This window comes from Trinickia sp. EG282A, from assembly GCF_040965455.1.
In the GTDB taxonomy this organism is placed as follows: Bacteria; Pseudomonadota; Gammaproteobacteria; order Burkholderiales; family Burkholderiaceae; genus Trinickia; species Trinickia symbiotica.
In genome coordinates this window covers 308,936-331,149 of the sequence record NZ_JBFRCC010000004.1, presented here as the reverse complement: position 1 = coordinate 331,149, position 22,214 = coordinate 308,936, and the positions used below count along the sequence as shown (strand labels likewise).

The following is a 22,214-nucleotide window of genomic DNA, read 5'->3' as shown; positions in this document are numbered from 1 at the left end:
ATCTGACGGCGGGAGACGCCCACGCGGCACGGTATTCGACTTCCCACAGACGAGCAGAGGAGCGCAACTTGGCCCCCGACGAACAGGTAAAGACGCACGACGACGAGCTCGACCCCGTCGTCATGACCGTGCTCCTGTATCTCTGGACGGCGTGGCAGGAATCGCCCGACAAGCCTTGGTCCCTGCCGAAGCTCGGCAAGCGGACGGACCTGCCCATGAGCACACTGCGCCGGACGCTGTCGCGGTTGCAGGGCGCCGGTCTCGTGGAATTGAGGACGAGCGAGGACGACGAGAGGACGACGGCGGCGCTGAGTTCAGCCGGAATCGAGTTTTCCACTCAGCTTTTTCGCCCCGAGTGAACGGCGCTCCCGCGGTTCACCTATCGGCCGTATCCCGAGCAGTGGACGGCTTCGAGCGGCCTGGTCACGCACCGATTCGATACATCTCGTACATTCATTGCTGACTGCGAGTGGGCTTATCGCATCTCCCGAGCAGGACTAAAGTTTTGCGTCGGCGTAGGCGCTGTCCTATGCGAGGCGCAGGCGACATGAGGAGAGATGCAGGATGAAGCGTGAACGTAACGCGAAAATCATCGCGACGCTCGGGCCGTCGAGTTCCGACGGGAAGACGATTCGGCAACTGTTCGAGGCGGGCGTGGATGTCTTCCGTCTCAACTTCAGTCATGGCACGCATGACGACCATCTGCGGCGCTTGACGGAAATCAGAAAGCTCGAGAAGGAGAGCGGCCGGCCGATTGGCGTTTTGCTGGACCTGCAGGGGCCGAAGCTGCGGCTCGGCACGTTCGAGGGCGGCAGTGCCGAGCTGCGCAGCGGCGAACGCTTTCGGCTTGATTTGAATTCGTTGTCCGGCGATGCCACGCGAGCGCCGCTGCCGCATCCGGAGATTTTCGAAGCGATCGAAGCCGGGTCTGACTTATTGCTCGACGACGGCAAGATCCGTTTGCGCGTCGAGCGGAAGGGGCGCGATTTCGCCGACACCCTGGTCGTCGTCGGCGGGCGAATATCCGACCGCAAGGGAGTCAACGTACCGGCCGTCATGCTGCCGATTTCGGCGTTGACGCACAAGGACCGAGAAGACCTCGCGTTCGGGCTCGAGAACGGCATCGACTGGGTGGCGCTGTCGTTCGTGCAGCGCGCCGAGGATATCGACGAAGCGCGCGAGATCATCGGCGATCGCGCGTGGATCATGGCCAAGCTCGAGAAGCCGCTGGCGATCGATCATCTCGACGAAATCGTCGACCGTTGCGACGGCATCATGGTGGCGCGCGGCGATCTCGGGGTCGAGCTGCCGGCCGAGCAGATACCGGAGTTGCAGCGGCGGATCGTGCGTGCTTGCCGGGCGGCTGGAAAGGCGGTTGTCGTTGCGACGCAGATGCTGGAATCGATGACGAACTCTCCCGTTCCCACGCGGGCCGAGACTTCGGACGTGGCGGGCGCGATCTACGAAGGCGCGGATGCGGTGATGCTGTCGGCCGAATCGGCCAGCGGGAAATATCCGCTCGAGGCCGTATCGATGATGAATCGGATCGTCGAGCGCGTGGAACGAGACCCGGAGTACAGGTCCGGAATCGATGCCTCACACACGCGCGCACAGTCGACTGCGGCCGATGCCATATGCTGCGCGCTGCGGGAGGTCGTTCAGCTCATCGGTCCGGCCGTGACGGTGACGTATACGTCGTCGGGTTTCACGAGCGTGCGCGCGGCGAGAGAGCGTGTCGCGACCGCGATTATTGCAATGACGCCTTCGTTGGCGGTGGCACGTCGGCTCACCCTCGTTTGGGGCGTGCATTCGATTGCGTTCAGGAACGCACGGGATGTCGACGATATGATCGCGCTCGCCTCTGAAGCCGCGCGAAGCTCGGGATTCGCGAAACCAGGCGAGTCGATCGTGATCGCGGCCGGCTTGCCATTCGGCGAATCCGGGACGACGAATCTCCTGCATATCGCCAAAGTCGGGCCGTGAGGCGGTTTGCCGCGCATGTCAGGGCGCGGGAATGTGTTTTAAGCGCTGAACTCATTGATGAGGGCGGTTGGAGGGCGATTACTAAAAGTTTGTGGGCGGATGTCGATTCGACGCACTATCGTTCGTCGTGGGTATGGAGCCAGTCGAAGCATCGATTCGACCGTGCGGCTCTTTTCCTCATAACGTTCCAACAGGAGCCATCATCATGTCCGCGACATCCGTCAAGCCGATTCCCGAAGGCATGCATTCGCTCACGCCGCACCTCGTCTGCGCGAACGCTTCCGAGGCTATCGCGTTCTACCAGAAGGCTTTCGGGGCGACGGAGCTGTTCCGCATGCCGGGCCGCGAAGGCAAGATCGCGCATGCTCAGATCAGGATTGGCAACTCCCCTGTGATGCTGACCGACGAAGCACCGGAGCACGACTGCCTGGGCCCCAAGGCGCTCAAGGGTACGCCGGTCAGTCTTTACTTGTACGTCGAGAACGCCGACAAAGCGTTCGAACAGGCCGTGGCGGCAGGAGCGACTGTCAAGATGCCGCTCGCCGACATGTTCTGGGGCGATCGCTGGGGGCTCGTCGAAGATCCGTTCGGGCATCAGTGGCATATCGCGTCGCATACGCGTGATGTCAGCGCTGAGGAAATGCAGAAGGCGATGAAGGAGATGAATTGCCCGGGTTAAGGAGGGGATTGCTCGGTTGGGCATTGTTGTACACGCGCGTCGCCGTCGTTGCGAAGTGCAAACGGCTACGATCGGCGGCGTGCGTTTCGTGCGCGGTTTCTAGCTCGTTGCTAGCCGCCGCTGCGGACTGACGAATTTCGCTGACGCCAGCCGAAAGCGAGCAGCGCGGTTGCCGACATGCCTACCATCGCTGACAGCAGTTGGTAGAGGGCTGGAATGGAGAAATGATCGCAGACCGTGGGTGTCATAAAAATGACGACGCCGACGAAGCTGGTGATAAACAAGCTATTCGCGCGGAAACGGCCTAGGAGGTGCGTGGGGCATTCCGTTAAGAAGCGCGTTTCGCTACGTATGCGGACGAGCGAGAAGGCGGCACCCAACAGGAGGTGCGCCGCAAGCAACGCAGGCAGCCACGGCAAGCGCGGAACAATCGATAAGAGGCCGGTGACAATCACAATGAGGACGAGATCATTGCGGAGGTCGCCGACTCTGACCTTCGGGGATCTTCGCCAAGCCAACGCTCGCTGCGAGTGCACCGATCGACCACGCTGCCTCCACAAGAGAATAGCTCCTGCCTGTAAGCCCAAGATGAAGGCTCATTAGCGGGGGCAAGAGTGTATTCGTGGCCTGTCCAATTGCGAATGCCAGCGCGGAGCAGCACGCGATCGAAAACAAGTGATGATGTTTCAGATACAGAGCGGGACCAGCCAGGAAGACCCCGCGCCTCCTGTCCGGTTGATTGACAGCGGCCAGCGTTAACGGCGGCAGGCGAAAGGCGCAAAGGGCGACGAGAAGGAAACTACATCCGGTAATTGGAAGGAATGCACTCCGCCATGACACACAGGAAACGATGTAGCCACCGAACGCGGTGCCTGCGATTAGTGCGAGCTGAGATACGGAGCTAATCGTCGCAAGTTTCTTGATCCGGTCATCTGATGCAATGGTGAGCTTTGTGAAGTAGTCCATTCCGCCGCCGATGACGACGCTCGATACACTGGCGAGCAGTGCGACGAAGGCAAGAGCGGAGAAGGGTGCCAGTTCAGGCAAAAGAAAATCGATGAAACAGGGGGCCATACCGCAAAGCAAAATGCCCGTATGTCCCGCCATTACCAACGGCTTTTTGCTGACGCAACGATCGATAAGCGCGCCGATGAGAGGGGAAAGCGCGAGGTTCGCCACGCTCGTGATCAGCAGGATCTGACCTGCGGACTCCGCCCGCCCTGTGATTTGCACCGCGGACCATGCGGTGACGACCAGCTGACATCCGATCCTGAAGAAGTTGAGTGCTACCAGCACGACTAGCAGGAGGAAACCCACCGAGTGTGTCTGAGCGTTTGTCGTCGTCGTCGGATCGTTCGTGAACGGGGGCACATTCGTTGTTCGCATCGGTTCGAGATCGGTGGCCAATGTCATCGACAAACCGCAGTTTGCGTATCTCAGTATTTGGCGTCACGTCTATCCGCGCAGAATGCGGCTCTTATATGCGGATCGCATAAAAACCCACTAGCAGTGGCGCCTACCACCTGGATCGGCAAGCTGGTTGGAAGGTGCTTGTAGGTGGGGGCGGCTCCAATGTCATCCGGGGCAGAAAGTGCGAATTTCGCAACATCAGTCGGATATTGATACCGACCGCGACTAACGAATATAGAAAGCTATATGTAATTTTAGTGAAAGATTGTGGCTTCACCTACAGCATCGGTGGCCAAATGAAAAGCCCGTCGGTGCAAGCCACTAACTTATTTTCGCTCGGCCTCGATTGCTTTCAACTTGACATCCATTGAAGCTGCGGAGGCGAAGAGGCGCGTCAAGCTGACGTCGATAGAGACCTTCAGTTAATCGATTTCGTCCGACTTTTTTGTTAGCATGCACCCCGTTTGCCGTCGGGGCGGCCAGCCCGGCAGCGAATGGTTTCGTCAAGAAACGGAAGTCAATAACAAACGAGCAACAGCGCGAGCGGAGAGAGGCTGCAATGAGAGCGGCCAAAACGCGCGGGGACCTGACAAACAACAATGCATTACCGTAAAAGCCGTGCGGGGCTCACGGAAACAACGGTCATCACGCTACGAGGGTTGGCGTTGCGGGCCGGTCGATATGCAAATGTCGTGGCGTTCGTTTCGATCGCCGCGGCTGTTTTCGTTCGTCCGGCGGATGCCGCCGGGATCGTCCCCGACGGCGCAACGGCGACAACCGTCACTACGAGCGGCAATGGCCGGCAGACGGTCTCGATCGCGCCTGCCGTCTTCGGCGTATCGAACAATACCTATACGAGCTTCAACGTCGGAAAACCCGGCGCTGCGCTCGACAATACGAGCATCAACGCTCGCACGATCGTCAATCAGGTCACGGGTACGAACCCGAGCCTCATCGAAGGCCAGATCGCAGTCCTGGGCCCGCGCGCGAACGTCGTGCTCGCCAATCCAAACGGCATCACGGTTAACGGCGGCTCATTCGTCAACACAGGCCACGTTGCGCTGACGACGGGGCAGGTTAGCTTCTCCGACGTTCAACTCGCTTCGGGGCAATTTCAACGCAACGTCGTGCTGAACACGCAGGGCGGCACGATCACGGTCGGCCCCGGCGGCTTGGCCGGGACGCTCATCGGCCTCGACCTGATCGCGAAGAACGTTCAACTGAACGGTCCGGTAACGAACCGCTTTTCATCCGCGACGGCGTACGTCCGGGCCGTTGCGGGCACGACGCAAGTCACGCTCAACACCGGCATCTCGCCCGACGACAACGGCAACGATTGGCTTTCACTGGCCAACAGCCAGATCGCGAACCCGAACTCGATCGCGATCGACGTCGAGCCCGCCGGCAGCATCACGGCCGGCAGTATCCGTCTCATCGCCACCGATCTCGGCGCCGGTGTGCGCACCGCCGGCGCAATCGCGGCCAATGCCGGCGACTTCACGTTGACCGCGGCCGGCGATGTGCAGTTGCTCCAAGGCAGCAGCACGGTCGCCGCGAATAGTGTCACGGCTCAAACGAGCGGCGCCTTGTCGCTGACCGGCGCCAGCTTGCAAGCCGGCGGCGCGCTGTCGATATCGAGCAACGGGTTCACGTCGACGAACGCCGGTGCGACCGAGTCCGTCATCTCGTCGACGTCGAGCGGCGTGCTGATCCGCAGCACCGGCGACATCACCAACAACAGCAGCTTGATCCAGGGCGTCACGCGCATATCGAACAACAGCGCATCGCTTGGCGCGGTCACACTCAATGCGGCCGGCAACGTGACCAACTCGTCGGATACGACTCAGCCCGGAACGCTCGGCGTCGTGTATGGCAGTAGCGACGACGTATCGATCACCGCCAGCGGCAACGTCGTCAACCGCAACGCGCGGATCGAATCGAACGAGAACGTAGCGATCGGTGCGCAAGGCGATATCGACAACATCATCGACCATACGCCTGGCGCGAATGGTGGCCAGTTGACGAGCTATTCCAATCATGGCCACCGCTGGCTGTTCTTTACCGCGAACGACGACGGCTTTTCGATCGACTACGGCGCACTGCCTGCACCGACGCAGCAGTCGTACATCTTTGCCGACTCAGGCAACGTCACGCTGACGGGGCGCAACGTCAACAACCTCGGCGGTAATGTCCTCTCCAACGGGGGCAATGTGACGATTGCGGCGCAGCAGCAGATGGTCAATCAGGCCGTCTTTACCGGGCAGGCGTCTTTCAGTCAGCACTGCTTCATTTTTTGCCACGACAATGCTTGGACCACGATTCAATCGTTCGGCGGACAGATCGAGGCGAGCGGCGACATCGCCATCACCGCCGGAACGCAAGCGATCAACATTGGCGGCAACGTCTACGCTCAAAACGGCAACCTGACGGTGAGCGCACCGACCGTCACGGCGCAGGGCGTGATGGGCTATATCGCGTACAACCGCGATATTGGCCTGAAGGCATGGTTCGGCAACCACTGGGCCGCAATCTACGCGGCCGATGACGGTGGGCTTTTTGAAGCGGCATCCGGCCAAGTCGTGCTCGTCGGCCAGGGCGTGATCAACGGCGGGGTGTTCTCCGGCGCGAAGGGCGTAACCGCGACGAACGGCATTGTCACCGTCGCACCGCCTTATCATCAGCCTGTGACGATCGGCAGTCACAATCACTTGGGGCTCGTGTCATGGTTCGGCCTCTGAGTGCATTGCGGTTGCCGATCGGCGCAAAGCGGGCATTCACGCCGTTGACGATGGCGGCGGCGAGCGTCATATCGCAGCCCGCACTCGCACAGCAGGCGATACCGGCGGCCGCGATTCCTCCGGCATTCGCGGCCGCGGCGCAGCCACCCGCGCCACCGATCATTCAGGACCCAGGCCAGCGGCTGCTCGACGATCAGCGCGCGCGCCAACGCCAGCGCGAGCTCGACGCGGCGCCCGCGCAAATCGAAGCGGCGCCGGGCGCGCTGCCCGCGATTCCAAATCTGCCGGCAGGCGCTGACGTTGAATCCTTGCCCGAGACGGGGCCGACATTCCTGATCGAGCATGTCACGTTTTCGGGCGAGACGGTGCTGTCGCAAAAGCAGCTCGACGCGGTCACGCAGCCGTTCGTCGGCAAGCATCTCGGTCGAAATCGCATCGATCTATTGCTGCGGAGATTGACCGAGGCTTATATCGCCCACGGCTACATCACGACGCGCGTTTATCTGAGCACCCCGCAAAACCTGGCATCGGGAACGCTCGCCATCACGGTCGTGCCGGGGCGCATCCAGGCGATGATGATCAACGGTTCGCCGCTGAGACCCGCACCGCCGTTGCCGAAGAGCGGCTTGCCGGAGACGAAAGGCGGCGGTTTGCTCACCGACGCGGGCACGGCATGGGCGTTTCCGGAAGGTGTCGGCGATGTGCTGCGTCTGCCCGATCTCGAGCAGGGCGTCGATCAGATCAACCGGCTGCGGCGCAATCAAGCACAGATTCAAATACTGCCTGGGCAGGCGAGCGGCGAATCGATCATCGCGCTCACCAATCCTTATGGCGATCGCTTTTCGTACAACCTCGGCGTCGACAACTACGGCGATTCGGCGACCGGCCGGCTGCGCTATCGCGCGGGTGCGGAGGCTGACAATGTGATCGGGCTGCAAGAGTCGCTCGCGCTTTCGTACATCGGAACGAACGATAGCAACGCCGTGGTTTTCTCGGCGGCCGTTCCGTTCGGATTTCAGACGTTCAGCTACACCACATCACTTTCCGAGTACCAGCAGACCATCGGCGACTCGGCGCTGCTGTTCGGCCGCACGTTCAGCCAGATTGTGGGATGGGACTACGTTTTTGCGCGCTCTTCCGTGGCGCGATACGCGTTCGATGCCACGCTGACGAAGCTCAGCTCGCAGCGCGAGGTGAACGACATCCAGCTGACCCCGCAAAACCTCACCGTTCTCCGCGTCGCGGTTTCGGGCTTGTGGCATTTCACGTCGCATGACGAACCTGCGGCATTGAGTGCCGAGGCCGGAATTGCGCAGGGCATGCCGTGGCTCGCCGCGACTCACGATGCGCCCGGCATCGACGAGACCGATGCGCATGCGCAGTTCACGCGGCTCGATGGGACCGCCACGCTGCAGATGCCGCTCGGACGTCTGGGATCGAGCGCGTGGACGTACCGCGGTACGTTGACGGGGCAGTACAGCCACGATGCGCTGTTCGGCAACGAGCAGATCTTTCTCGGCGGCACGGATACCGTGCGCGGCTTTACGCAAGGCGCCGTCAGCGGCGACAGCGGCTTTTATCTGCGCGACGAGTGCGTCTGGACCAATGCGCCTTCGTGGCGTGACGGTCATTGGGAGCCGTATGTGTTTCTCGATGCGGGCAAGGCGCACCTCGTTTCGCGAGGAGGTTGGCCGACGCTTGCAGGAGCGGGTATCGGGGCACGCGCGCAATGGCGCGTTCATTCGCAGTTGCTTTCCGGAGAAGTCATGGCCGGGCAGGCGCTGCTGCAGCCCGCCTCGATGGGGCCCAAGGCGCGCGTGCTGTTATTTACTTTGAACTGGGCGACGTAGGGCACATGCATACGGGTGGCCTGCGTTTTTCCATTAATTGATCCCTCTCAGGGGAAAGGAAAGGACGAGTCGATGAAGCATGATCTAAAAGCCAGCATCAAGCGAGGTGCCACTGCCGTTTTGCTCTTGTCGTTGATGAGCGCAACGACGACAACGTTTGCCGCGAAGAAGTCCGCGCAGGAGCCGGCGACGGCACAGGCGGCGATCGGGGCGAGTGGAGCGTTGCCATCGGGCGTGATTGCGCGAGTGAATAGTGTGTCGATTCAGCAATCGGATCTCGATGCCGCTGTCCGCGCGACCGGGCAGCCGGATACGCCGGCCCTGCGTGCGTCCCTGAAGAACCAGCTCATCGCTCGCGAGCTTTTCCGTCAGGCGGCGCAGAAGCAGCACTATGAGACGCACGCCGATGTGCAAGCGATCGTCGAGCAGGCAAAGACCGCGGCGATGATGCAGGCGTATCTGCGCGATGCGGTGAAGCCTGCACCGGTTACCGATGCCGACGTGAAGGCCAGGTATGACTCGATCGTCGCGTCTCTCGGCGAAAACGAATACAAGGCAAGTGCGATCGCCGTGAAAGACGAGGCGACGGCCAAGACGATTCTCGATCAGTTGAAGAAGGGTGGTGATTTTGCGCAGCTCGCCAAGCAGTACAGCCAAGGTCCGAACGCCGCGCAAGGTGGTGTGCTCAATTGGGTATCGTTCAAGACCCCGATCGTCGCGGGGCAGACGCAGAACTGGCCGCAGCCGCTTGCGGAGGCGATCGTGAAGCTGCCGCAAGGTGCGGTATCGAGTGCGCCGATACAGGTCGGGGAAGCGTATTGGATTCTGCGCGCCGACCAGGTGCGCAAGACGCAGGTTCCGACGTTCGATCAAACGAAGGATTCGTTGCGTAAGGAGCTCGAGCAAGTGGCGTTGGCGAAGGCGACGGCGCAGGTGGTGACCGAGCTCGTCAAGAGCGCGCATATCGAGCAGTGAGCGTGGCATTGAGCTTGTAGGACTTGCGCATCGGAGAGATGAATCGCTAAGGAGTGCGAACTCCATCCGATGCGCCGCCGGTAGGCCACCGGCACATGATCGGCTCGACAAAAATCAACAACGATCGAGAAGAAGAAATGAACAAGGCAAAGCGGGGTATCTGGTCGCAACTGGAACGCGCACGGATGGCGCGTGACGGGCTGCGAGGGATGACGGGGTTGACTGCGACCGAGGCGGGCGAGCGCCGCTATCGCTCGTGGCAACGCGTGCTGAGCGCATTCGTCGCGGCGACGCTGTTCGTTGGGCCGATCACGGTCACGGTCGAGACAGGCCGCGATGCCGCGGGTGTGCTTGCTGCCGGCAGCCATCGCCTGGATGACGAGGCGTGGCGCACGATCCAGGACCTCGCCTCGCTACGCATCCGCTTTGCCATGAACGCGGCCGAGGCCACGCCGATCGTCGATCCGACCGCGCCGATCACGTTCCGGCCGCAAATCACGCAGTCGACTGGCTCGGGCGGCGGCGTGCCCGTCGTAAACATTGCCACGCCCAATCAGGCCGGCATCTCGCTCAATCAATATCAAAGCTTCAACATCGATGCAGTCGGGCTGATTCTGAACAACAGTCTGCAAGGCGGCACGACGCTCACGGGCGGCAACGTATCGGCGAATCCGAACCTGAACGGACGCACGGCCAGCGTGATTGTCAATCAGGTCACTTCGAGTGGGCCGAGCTATGCGAGCGTGCTGGCGGGGCCGTTGGAAGTCTTCGGCGCGCCGGCTACGGTTGTCATCGCGAACCCGAACGGCATCGCCGTGCGCGGCGCCGGCTTCACCAATACGGTCGGGGTGACGCTCACCACCGGCACGCCGCAGTTTCTGACCAGTGTTGGCGGTACGCAAACCGACTTCACGAACGGCGAGGCGCTCGCCTATGACGTGACGGGCGGCCACATTCAGATCGAAGGCAACGCGGGCGTGAACGGCCCGGGCGCTGGCATCGAGGGCACGGTCGGCACGATCGATTTGATCGGCGAGACGATCGGCATCAACGCGCCGCTCTATGCGGGCACGCGTATCAATGTGATCGCGGGCGATCAACGCGTGACGCCGACCGTAGTCGATGCAACGACGGGCAGCACGACATACGGCACGAGCGCGAACGGCAGCGCGAATACGGCGGCGGCGATCGGCAACGTGAACCAGGGCTACGCGATCGACGCGACGGCGTATGGGGCGATGACGGCTGGTCAGATCGCGATCGTCGCGACGCCGGCGGGCATGGGCGTGCGCAGCGATGCGGCGCTCTCGGCCACAGCGGGGGATTTGACGTTGTCGTCGAATGGCGATTTGACGACGACCGGGGCGGGGCTCAGCGCCGGCAACTACGAGGTCAGCGCGCAGGGCGATGTCGTCTCAACCGGAACAGTGAAGTCGAATGCCGACCTGTCGGTTGTGGCGGGGCACAGCGTCACCATCTCTGCTCAGACGACAGCGGTCAACAACATTACGCTTTCGGCTGGGCAGGACGTTGCCTTGACTGGCTCGCTCGCCAGCGGGAAGGCATTTGACGCAGCCGTCGGCGGTGCGTTCAACGTGTCCGGTTCGCTGCTGACCGGCACCGATGCCACGATCACCAGCGGTACCTTCGATGTACCGGGAGTCGTCATCGTTCAGCAGAACGGAATCGTGACCACACAGGGCGACATCACCGGTAGCGGCTCCATTGCGTTCGGGCAAAGCGGAACGATGGCGAGCGGCCATGACGTCAATCTGAGCGGGAAGCTCCTTGCCAATGACCTACAGGTCAATGCTGCCAACAGCGCGACGTTCGCCGACGTACAGGCGGGTGGCGCGTTTGGGGTGGTGGCTAACGGCTCGGCCGGCAACGGCAACGTGACGTTCAACGGTAACGCGGCCTCAGTGGGCGATGCGACCGTTCGGGCTGCGGGCGATGTGGTTGTCAATGGAACGATGGCCGGCGGGGCGCACACCGCCGTGACGGCGCAAGGCAACATCACGGTCGCAAGCTGGGGAACGCTTCAATCGGTCGGCGATCTGTCGATGACCGCGTCGACCGGCAGCGTCAACTCGACGGGATCGATCACTAGCGGTGGTGCGCTCGCAGCACAGGCCGCACAGAACGTGGCGTTGACCGGCACGACGAACGCGGTCGGCGATACGAGTCTCAGTGCAGGGAGCGACGTGACGATCGCCGGTACGTTCGCCGACAAGGGCAACGGCACGCTGACGGCGGGACACGACGTGACGCTAGCCGGCACCAGCGGATTTACGAAGGATGTGACCGCCACCGCCGGCAACAACATCTCCGTCACTGGTGCGCTGCAAGGCAACAACGTCACGCTGACCGCCAACGATGCCATCGCGCTGAACGACGTGCAGGCCAACGGTGCATTGGCCATAACGACGACGGGGACGGCGGGCAGCGGCGACATCGCCGTCAATGGGACCGTCGCATCGCTTTCGAGCGGCGCCCTGAACGCGGCTGGCGCCGTTGCTGTGAACGGCACGCTGAAGACGGCTGGTACGCTGGGTATCGCGGCGGCGACGGATACGACTATCGCGGGGACGTTGACGTCCAACGGCGATATGACGCTCTCGAACACGACCGGATCGTTAGCGAGCACCGGCACGATTCAGTCGGGCGGGAATCTCACGGCCAACGCCGCGCAGTCGATCGATCTAGGAACCGGCGCCACGTCGACATTGGGTGATCTCTCGTTGACGGCGGGTCAGAACGTCACCATGAACGGCACGATCGTGAGCCAGGGCAACGGCACGGTCACGGCCGGCGGGGCGATCTCGGGCGCGGCCTCGCTTGCGTTCGGTCTGAACGCGAGCCTCGCCTCGGTTGGAGATACCACGCTCACTGGCTCGCTGCGCGGCGCGACGATTCAGACGACCGCGGGCGGCTCAGGCACGTTCGCCAACGTGCAGGCCGGCTCCAACATCGCCATGGCGGCCAGCAGTGACCTGAGCGTGACAGGCACGCTCGTCGGCGGCGCCAATGTGAACATGACGGCGGGGCGCGATGTCAACGTCAGCGGCACGACGACGGTGACGCTCGATACCACGTTGCAAAGCGGGCGCGATGTCAACGTCACAGGTACGTTGAACGGCCAAGGCAACGGGTACCTGACGGCGGGCCGCGACATCATCGGAAACGGATCGCTCGGGTTTCAACAGTCGGCAGTCCTAAACGCCGCGGCGGATGTTGCGCAAAGCGGGCTGATACAAGGGCAGAGCGTGCAGGCATCGGCCGGCGGCAACATGGCGCTGAACAACGTACAGTCGGCAACCACTGTCACCTTGAACGCCGGCACGAGCAGCTTGGGTGACCTCACGGTCAATGGCGCGGTGTCCGCCGCGCAAGGCATCACGGCGACCGCGCTCGGCAATGTCACGATCGGCAGCAACGGCAAGCTGGCGGCCGGTTCGACGATCGGCGTCGCGGCGCTGAACGACATCAACGTGGCCGGTGCGATCGAATCGGTAGGCGACACCGCGCTCAACGCGCAGTTCGGCAGCGTGAATGCGACGGGCGGCATCAATAGCGGCGCAAAGCTGTCAATTGCGACGTGGCTAGACCTGTCGCTCGGTGCGAGCACGACCTCGGTGGGCGACATGACGCTCACGGCGGGACGCAATGCGGTCCTGAACGGCACGCTCGTCAGTCAAAGCAACGGCTACGTCAGTGCTGGGCAAGACATCACCGGCCCGGGCACGCAGGCGTTTTCGGCTGCGGCCGTGCTGACTGCGCAACGCGACATTTCGCTGATCGGCGCCTTGCAGGCAAATTCGGTTCAAGCGGCGGGGGGCGACAGCGCGGCGCTGAATAACGTCACGTCCGCAACGACGCTGTCCTTGACGGCCAACGGCAATGCCGGCAATGGCGATGCCTCCATTGCGGGCACGGCTACGGCGCCGGGCGACGTCACGATCACTGCTGCGCGAGATGCAATCGTCAACGGTTCGCTGGGCGGTGGCTCGATGGTCGCACTCACAGCAACGCGCAACCTCACGATCACGGGCGGCGTGCAATCGGCTTCCGACCTGAACATCACCGCGACGAGCGGGACGGCATCGCTCACGGGTACTGCAGCGACCTCGGGTGCGCTGAACATCACCTCGGGCCTGGACACGATCCTCGGCGGACAGACAAACGCCTTAGGTGCGGTCAATGTTCAGGCAGGCAACAACGTTCAACTGACCGGGTCTCTCGCCGGTCAGGCCGCAGGTACCTTGACGGCAGGCCAAGACATCACGGGAGCGGGCTCGGCAGCGTTCGCACAGGCCGCGACGCTGGCGGCGACCAACAATGTTGCCTTGACCGGATCGCTGCAAGGCGCAAGCGTGAGCGTGATCGGCCTGAACAACGCCGGTCTCGGTACGGTGCAATCGACAACGGGCGACCTGAGCGTGAAGGCGTTCGGCCTCGCGGGCCAAGGCGATGTGATGATCGGCGGCGCGGCGACGTCGATGGGTAATTTGATCCTGCAAGCGGCCCGCGACCTAAGCGTGACTGGAGCCGCCAACGGCATTGGAGCGGCGACGATCGCCGCGAGGCGCAATGCGACGACCTCCGACGTGACAGCGGGTGGCGCGCTGTCAATGACGGCGGCAAACGGCAGCATCAAGACCGGCAACCTGAAGACAAACGCCAATCTTTCCGGCACGGCGGGCAACAGCTTATCGACGGGCCTAATCAACGCTGGTGGGACCGTTACACTGCAAGCGCAAGGTCTCGACGGAACGGGCGATCTTACCGTGGGCGGTGCAATGGCGTCGGGCGGTGAGACCGGCATCACGGCTACGCGTGACGCAACGCTCAGTTCGACCGTGAAGACGGGCGACGCATTGACCGTGTCGGCGGGTCGCAATCTAACGGTGAACGGCGACATCTCGACGAACGCCGACACCACGCTGACCGCGACGATCGGCAACCTTGGCGTGACCGGTGCTGTCACCACGGTTGGCAATCTGAATGCCAGCGCGGGCGGACCACTTGCGTTGGCGGGTGGCCTGATCAACGGCAATACGACGCTGACCTCGGGCACCGCGATGTCGCTGACGAATGCCTTCTATGGGCTCGGTGTCGCGACGATCACGGCGGGCGGCGCGATCAGCGGCGGGGGCTCGCTCACGTTCGGCAACGATATCGCGCTAACATCCGGTGCCGGCTTGACGCTAGGCGGCGTACAGGGTGCTGGGCAGTTGACGGCCACGTCGGTGGACGATATGTCGTTCGGTGCAACGACGGCAGTCGGTAACGTCACAGCGAAATCGACTGCGGGGAGTATCGCGTTCAATGGCCAGTTGCAATCCGGCGGCGATGTTCAGCTCACTGCGACCAACGACGCTTCGGTAACGGGAGGTGTGTCGTCCGCCGGGAAGGTGACCGTCACTGGAAAGCACGGCAACGTCAATATCGCGGGCGTGTCGTCGAACGGCGATACGACGTTGACGGCAGGCAAGACGCTCACGCTGAGCGGCACGAGCGTGGTGGCTGGCGAATTCTCGCTGACGGGAGGCAACGTCACGCTGTCGGGCTCGCAAAGCGGCTCGAAGAGCATTGCTGTCGCCGCGCAAGGCACGCTTGACGCGAGTCAGTCGTCGATCGTGTCATCGCAAAACTTGCAGATGAGTGGCACGAACGTGACGCTCGGCAATGCGATCGTGGGCGGAACGTTGAATGCGCAGGCGTCGAATCAGTTGTCGCTTGTGGGCAGTGCGGTTGATGTCGTTGGAAATGCAACCCTTACGTCGCAGAACGGACTCTATAACGCAAGCAATGTGCTGGCCGGAGGTGCACTCAACGTTTCAGCACCTTCCATTACCAACGCGGCCAATGCGTCGCTTGCTTCGACTAGTACAACGACGATTAGCGCGACGAACTTCACGAACGCCGGCCTCGTCAACGGCAAGACGACGTCTGTCAATGTAGGCGGCACCCTGAATAACAGCGGTGGCTCGCTGATGGGCGTCAACGCGCTGACGATCAATGCAGGAGCGCTGAACAACCAGAACGGGCTCATCTTCGCGGGCGACCCGAATTCGCCGACGGGCGCGACGGGGGACTTGTCGATCACGATTAATGGTGGCGGCAGCGCATTCGCGAACGCAGGCGGACAACTGTTGGCCCAGCGCAATCTGACGCTCGGCGCGGTCAATGCCGCGCTCGATCCGTCGCAGGGGACGATCAGCCAAGGCGGTCAGCTGTCGATTACGGCGGGTTCTATCAACGTCGGGAGCATGTGGAATTACGGTGGCCAAAGCGTTTCGGTTGACGGGATCAACGGCATCACCAACACCGGCACGATGACAGGTACCGCGCCGCTCACGATTTCGACGAATGGCACGTTCACGAACTACGGCCAGGTCATTGGCAACGACGTCACCTTCAACGGTTCGCTTTACAACGTCGCCAATGCGGTGATGCATGCCGGCAGCACGCTCAGCCTCAATGGCAGTGTAACGAATCGCGGTACGGTCGAAAGCGCTGGCGACATCGCTTTCAACGGCGGGGGGAATTACGACAATCAGAGTGCAACGACACAGGCAAACGGCAACATCTTGATCCAGACCGGTGGCACGGTGTACAACCAAGCCGGCATGATAACCGCGAACGGGAACGTCACCCTCAGCGCAGGCGCCGTCATCAACGATGCGACGGCTGGCGCGATGCAGACGCAGGTGCAGATGATTGCGGCGTCGGCGGACGAGGCGCTCTATAACCCTCTCATAATTGGCACCCGGTACGGGCGCGCCACGCGTTGCGGCGGGGGGGGCGATGGCTGTGGCGGCTTGGTGATCACGCCGAGGAATGCGACTTTTGCGGACCTCGGGCCGGACTGGGCGAATGGCGTCATCGATGTACAGACCAACGCGCCTGGCACGTGCGATATGGCGACTGATTGCTATCCCGATCCGACGGTGCAGGTCGGGTCGAAGCTGACGCCAGGTCAATACGGATACGAAACGATCGCGCTGCCAGAAATCGAGCGCACGATCACCTCGCAGGCGGCTGGAACAGCCGGCACAATCATGGCCGGCGGAAGTGTCAACATCAGCACGGCTTCGCTCTCGAACGCGGCGGGCGTCGTATCGGCGGGGCTAGACGTCAACCTGAATCTCCAGTCGCTCAACAATGGCACGCTCGGCAACGTATCCACGCAGGTCGTCGATCAAATTGATCAAGGCCAGCTCAACACCTTTCTCGCCCAGTTGAATGCATTCGGCACGATCGGACTGGCGAATGTCGCGTTCAGCGAGATGGAATCGACGGCGACGATCAACGCCTCGGTCGCCGCACCGTCGTCAAGCGGCTCGGCAACGAGCTTCGGGCAACAAGGCACGCTTCTCGCCGGCCGCGACCTGAACGTGTCGGGCGGGAATGTCGTCAACGCGGGGATCATCTATGCAGGCCGGAACTTCAATGCGTCCGGCACGCAGAGTTTCACCAACCAGGGCTCACAGCTTTCCTCGACATCGACGCAGCCCGGCTGCACGCCAGACGCGACTACCGTGCAATGCGCATTCTACGGCTACGGCATGCGTAGCGGCGCAAGCACGACGACATTCAGCTATCAGCAGCAAAACGCCACGATCGTTGCAGGTAACGATCTGGTGATTGCGGCGGGGCAAGTTAGCAATACGTACGGGACACTGCTGGCCGGGCACGATGTCGTAATCGGAGGGGTTGGCACGACGGCCAGCTCCACGACGCCCGCGCAAGGCTTGACCAACACCTCGGGGACCATCGTTGCTGGCAATAACGTCACGTTGAACGTTTCCGGCGCACTCACCAACACTTTGCCGCCGCCCGTATCGGTTCATCAGAACTATGGGACGAAGGAGGAGTACACGGGCTGCATGACCTCGGGTGGGTATAAGCAAGGCTACTGCGAGGCTTACGTCGATCAGCAATCGGGCAACTCATCGCTGATCAGCGCGGGCAACAACCTACAAATCAATGCAGGCAGCCTGGCGAATATCGGCAGCCTAATCTCGGCAGGCACCAGTGCGGCGATCAACGTCGCGGGCCCCGTCGTCAACGAAGCACAAACGCTGAACGCCTATTGGCACTCCCACTGGGTGCAGGAAACGGGCATGTTCAGCAAGGACAAGCCGCACGACATCTGGGCGTGCGGCTCGGCGGCCGAATGTACGGCGTTGTATGGCAGTGCCTATACGAGTGTCGGCGGCACGATCGACCCGCCGCAACCGGTGGGCAACATCGCGGCGACAATCGAGGCGCCGAATCTGTCGATTACTTCGGGTGGACAGATTGAGAACGTAGGCAACGTGCTGGGCATGTCGGTGACATTGACGGGGCAAAAGCTCATCAACGGCATCACGACGGCGAACACCTACGCACCGCGTGTAAATGCACCTTCGCAAGTCATCTCATTGAGCCCTGTAAACGTCAAGGGAGCGAGCCTGTTCAGCTCGCATGCGGGGACGGTATCGACGCCGGTTGCGGGGCAAGCATCGTACGTCGATCAATCGCTGGGCAGTACCGCGATGGTGGGACCTCAGTTGCTGCTGACGAGTCTGCCATCGAAGCTGCAGCCAAGCTCGACGCTGTTTTACTACAACCCGCAGGAAGAGGACCTGTTGCTGCAACAGGCGGCGTTGCAGCAAACGGGCAAGGCGAGCTTTGTCGATGGCTTGTCGTACGACAGCAAGAGCAATCTCTCGGTTACGGAGCAGGAGAAGGCCTACCTCTATGCGAACGCGCTGAGCTATGCCGAGGCGAATGACCTCCAGCTCGGGCAAGCGTTGACGCAGACGCAAATCACCGCGCTCGACAAGCCGATGCTGTGGTACGTGGAGCAGACGGTCCCGGATCCGAGTTGCACGGCGACGGGACCAGCCACGTGCCCGACGATCACGGCGTTGATGCCGCAGGTGTATCTACCGTCGACGACGAGCGCGTTGTCCGCGGGCGGCAACATCATCGGCACCGATGTGACGCTGAACTTCGAGGGCAACGGGCAGGGCAGCATTCTCAATACGGGGTCCATCACTGCCTCGGACACATTGAAGGTCGATACGCCGACGCTGACGAACGAGGCGAATCAGGTCAACATCGGGCAGATCTGGAGCAAGGTCAAGGGCGGATACGTCGATACGACGGGCACCGAGGTCCAGCCGGGCGGGTTCATGAGCGCGGCGAACATGGACCTGAACGTGCAGACGTTGAATCAGATCGGCGGCGCGCTACAAAAGCTCAACGCGGACGGCACGATCGATCAAGCGGGCACGCAGCAGATGCTCGCGGCCCTTCAGCAGCAACTGGGCGGCAACTTCACGCAGATGACGTTGACCGATCAGCTGCATACGGACTTCGTGAAACAGGGGGGCGGCCTACCGACGTTCGTCGTCGCAGCCCTTGCCATTGCCGCGTCGATCGTTACGGCGGGTGCCGCGGCGGCGGCCGCAGGTGTCGTGATGACCCAGCTGTCGATCGGATCGGTGCTGATCGGCGCGCTCGGTGGGATGGTCGGCAGTGCGGTCAGCCAAGTCGCATCGGGTCAAGGCTTCAATTTTGGACAGATTCTAGAAGCTGGCGCGATCGGCGCTATTACCGCGGGTGCATTCGCGGCGATGGGGGCGAGCACGCAAGCGCTTCAGCAATTCGGCAGCAAGATCGCGAACGGGACCGTTGGTCTCGCCGACGTTGGAAATGCACTGAAGGTGGTGATCGAGCGCGGCGTGGTGACTGCTACGGCCGAAAGCACTATCGAGGGAACCGACTTTGGTCAGGCGCTGGAAGGCAGCGCAATCAGCGATCTCGGCGCCATCGGGGCCTCCGCGATCGGTACGGAATTCAACGGAGCGAACGGGCATCCGGACATCAACAATCCGCTCTATGTAGCAAGCCATGCCGCGCTGGGCTGCGTGTTGTCGGCGGCACAGGGTACCGGATGCGCAGGGGGGGCGATCGGAGGGGCGGTGTCTGCCGCCTCGGCCGAAACGATTGCGTACGGTATTACGGGGGGGCAAGGTAATCCGAATTCCGCTCAGTTGGCAGCGATCACATCACTATCGATGCTCGCAGGAGGGAGCGTTGCAGCTGCACTAGGTCAAAATGCTGACGCTGCAGCGAGCGTTGCTGAAAATGAGACGTTAAACAATACATGTGGGAGTGACGATCCGAACGGCTGTGGCAAGAAGCTTGGCGCATTGGGAGCTCTCGCGGGCGCCGCGAGCGCGTTCTTCGCCTCGCTGGTGGGCGACGAAGTGACCGTTGGCGGCAACTTGCCGTTGACGCTGGAGGAAATGGCTGCCGGCGCAAGCCTGGGACGAAAAATCGGTACCACGATCGGCAACGGCGCCGATGCATTGCTTTCGGAAGGAAACACTCAAACCACTGGCACCGCGAATTCGACGGAGGGAGGGCAGAGCACGCCTGGGCAGACATTGGCCAACTCACGTGCGGCACACAACGCTGCGGTAAACGAGGTGGCCAACGGCTTCGCCGAACAAGGCGCGGTCGTCCAGCCAGAAGTAACGTTGGATGCCGCCAACGCCGCGGGCGAGTCCGTGCGCGCGCGGGCCGATCAGGTCGTCACCGTTACAGGATCTTCGGGGGGGACGCTGCAAGTGCCTCCTGGATATGTAGCGACCGACTTAAACGGCAACGTTCTACAGTCGATTCCACTAAACTCCGCAGGGCAGGTCATCGTCGAGGTGAAGACTGGCGGAGGGAATTTGACGTCGAACCAAGCGACGGTCTACCCCAGCGCTTCCGTCGGCAATGCTGCCGGCGCGGGACGCAACGCAGCAAATGCCAATGTCCAAGGGCCGATTTCCCCTACTCCTGTCGTAATTATTCGTCCGAAAGCGCTATGACATTCAAGACAGAGATATTTGACATAGGTCGTCAGGTGGCTGTACAGACGGCTGACTGGGCTTTCAGTTCGGCCGGTGACTTTGTCAACAAGGGGCTCAAGCACACGGACCTGGTTGTCAGCCCAGGGTTCACCTTCAACAATGAGCCAAGTTGCTCGGTTACCCCCATTGCAGGTCTACGGAACAAAAAGATCATTCGTCTCTGCAAAGAGATTCTCGGTCGAGACCCGTTTTGGACGTTGTCGATCAAATTTCAGTTGGAATCGGAGAAGTATCGTGGGCCTGCGAGTCCCAAGCGGATCTATCCCCGCAAGGTTCCGTTTACGACAGTGCACGGTGAACCCAACTACTGGCCTGCGGACTTCATCACCCAAGAGCAGACCTACGACTACCTTCGCGGCGTCTTGGCGGACGGCAACGAGTATCTCGGGCGGTATTTCAACTTTGAGAGCGAAGAAGCTTTGCTTAGCCATCTGCCCATGACGTATCGGTGGATGGACAAGGGAATCGGAAACGCTGGCCTGATGGGATCTTTTTACGAACAAATGGACGGGATAATTCATTGTCTTGCCGCTATCGTCCTTGGTAATTTTGAGTTTGTCGAAAGATACGCGAGCGATGATTTCAAGACGATGGCGCCAAAGCGCATGCAGGACCTGGCGAAGATTATTTCGGCGTTGCCGGAGCTTCAGCGCCGCTTCGCTGAGACGGGGAAGGTGGTCTAGCCGGGAGGCACGTGCCGCCGGCGGGTGAGAGTGGTTGGAGCTGGGAAGCCAGGGTTTCCAGGTGGAACCACGATTCCACCGACGATTGTCGAAATTATCCGAGGGCCTTGAGCGTTATGTCTATTGAGCAAACCGGTACGGTCGACGTCGTGAACGTTGATCGTGTCTCTGGCGATCTATTGCTTACGGTGAGCGATCATCTTCCTTGGTGCGAAGGAGAGCGACAGCACCTCCTTCTTCTCCAGGCGAAATTGAATGCATACCTTCGCTTCATTGAGAGTGGCGAGCTTGCTAAGAGATTTCCTGAAGCGAGCGGGCGGCGCATAGTGATCAATGTTGTGGGTAAATTCCCCTTGAATGAGACGGCTCAGGCGTTCTTCGAAAAAGTAGGAGCCGCGATTGATGCGGCTGGATTCAAGCTTCGATTTAGCCCCTTGCGCCCGAATTGAGCGAGAGATATAACTTCGCATGTGCAGCGAGCCCGGCTTCGGCCGGGTTCGCTGCCTCGATGGTTGTTCAGGCGGGCGTGATCACAAGCCGTTCGTCATGGACTTCGATCTTGAGCCGTTGGTGGGGCTTGAAGCCGGCATGCTCTAGCCAACGGCCTGAGACCTTGAACCAGGGAAAGAGCGGCGGGTCGGAGCGGTAGCTGCGGTTGGGCTTCCATTGGCGATAGCGCCACGACTGCTGAATGGTGACGCGCCGCTCGGGATGGACGGGACGTGCGTTAAGATTGGCGTCAGCCATGATCGACTCTCCTAGCGAGTTGATGGTGGTCAGCGGGTCGTATGGGTTGCAGCCCATGCGGCCCGCGCTGCGTTTACGGCGATGGAAGGGGTAGCCGTTCTCCTGTTGGTGGTGATGTTAAGTCTTTGATTGTATTAAAAATCACCACTCCTAACCATTAGCCGATCGGCCTAGGACGCTGGGTAATGCAGGGCGGGCCATGCGGCTGTGTGCCGAGCATCCCCTGCGGC

General features: G+C 61.6%; 12 protein-coding genes. 9 read left to right on the top strand and 3 right to left on the bottom strand.

The window, feature by feature from the left end:
- The first annotated feature begins 68 nt into the window (after positions 1-68).
- From AB4Y31_RS20710 to AB4Y31_RS20700, 3 genes are all read left to right on the top strand, one after another.
- Positions 69-359, top strand: a complete 291-nt coding sequence (locus AB4Y31_RS20710; RefSeq protein ID WP_368675567.1) for a helix-turn-helix domain-containing protein — start codon at positions 69-71, stop codon at positions 357-359.
- A 205-nt stretch (positions 360-564) separates the two neighbouring features.
- On the top strand, positions 565-1,983 hold the full coding sequence (gene pyk, locus AB4Y31_RS20705) for a pyruvate kinase (RefSeq protein WP_368675566.1): 1,419 nt from the start codon (positions 565-567) through the stop codon (positions 1,981-1,983).
- 205 nt (positions 1,984-2,188) lie between these two features.
- Entirely contained in the window at positions 2,189-2,662 is a 474-nt protein-coding gene (locus tag AB4Y31_RS20700; protein WP_368675565.1) for a VOC family protein, read from the top strand.
- 110 nt (positions 2,663-2,772) lie between these two features.
- Here AB4Y31_RS20700 and AB4Y31_RS20695 read toward each other — a convergent pair whose 3' ends face one another.
- Positions 2,773-3,081, bottom strand: a complete 309-nt coding sequence (locus AB4Y31_RS20695; RefSeq protein WP_368675564.1) for a hypothetical protein — start codon at positions 3,079-3,081, stop codon at positions 2,773-2,775.
- 49 nt (positions 3,082-3,130) lie between these two features.
- Complete coding sequence (locus tag AB4Y31_RS20690; protein WP_368675563.1) at positions 3,131-4,075, bottom strand: MFS transporter; 945 nt, start codon at positions 4,073-4,075, stop codon at positions 3,131-3,133.
- Between the two features lie 596 nt (positions 4,076-4,671).
- Here AB4Y31_RS20690 and AB4Y31_RS20685 point away from each other — a divergent pair.
- The 6 genes from AB4Y31_RS20685 (at position 4,672) to AB4Y31_RS20660 (ending at position 21,686) form a co-directional block, all read left to right on the top strand.
- On the top strand, positions 4,672-6,810 hold the full coding sequence (locus AB4Y31_RS20685; protein WP_368675562.1) for a filamentous hemagglutinin N-terminal domain-containing protein: 2,139 nt from the start codon (positions 4,672-4,674) through the stop codon (positions 6,808-6,810).
- Positions 6,795-8,660, top strand: a complete 1,866-nt coding sequence (locus tag AB4Y31_RS20680) for a ShlB/FhaC/HecB family hemolysin secretion/activation protein (RefSeq protein WP_368675561.1) — start codon at positions 6,795-6,797, stop codon at positions 8,658-8,660. The genes AB4Y31_RS20685 and AB4Y31_RS20680 overlap by 16 nt, the downstream gene beginning before the upstream one ends.
- A gap of 135 nt (positions 8,661-8,795) precedes the next feature.
- The gene (locus AB4Y31_RS20675) at positions 8,796-9,635 is read left to right on the top strand and encodes a peptidyl-prolyl cis-trans isomerase (protein ID WP_368675926.1); all 840 of its coding nucleotides are present in this window, start codon (positions 8,796-8,798) and stop codon (positions 9,633-9,635) included.
- A gap of 137 nt (positions 9,636-9,772) precedes the next feature.
- Complete coding sequence (locus AB4Y31_RS20670) at positions 9,773-20,512, top strand: filamentous hemagglutinin N-terminal domain-containing protein (RefSeq protein ID WP_368675560.1); 10,740 nt, start codon at positions 9,773-9,775, stop codon at positions 20,510-20,512.
- Positions 20,509-21,237 (top strand): hypothetical protein, encoded by a 729-nt coding sequence (locus tag AB4Y31_RS20665; protein WP_368675559.1) that lies wholly within the window; start codon positions 20,509-20,511, stop codon positions 21,235-21,237. Before AB4Y31_RS20670 ends, AB4Y31_RS20665 begins: the two co-directional genes overlap by 4 nt.
- A gap of 116 nt (positions 21,238-21,353) precedes the next feature.
- The gene (locus AB4Y31_RS20660; protein ID WP_368675558.1) at positions 21,354-21,686 is read left to right on the top strand and encodes a DUF6572 domain-containing protein; all 333 of its coding nucleotides are present in this window, start codon (positions 21,354-21,356) and stop codon (positions 21,684-21,686) included.
- Positions 21,687-21,753: 67 nt separating this feature from the next.
- Here AB4Y31_RS20660 and AB4Y31_RS20655 read toward each other — a convergent pair whose 3' ends face one another.
- On the bottom strand, positions 21,754-21,984 hold the full coding sequence (locus AB4Y31_RS20655) for a SymE family type I addiction module toxin (protein WP_368675557.1): 231 nt from the start codon (positions 21,982-21,984) through the stop codon (positions 21,754-21,756).
- Positions 21,985-22,214: the final 230 nt, after the last annotated feature.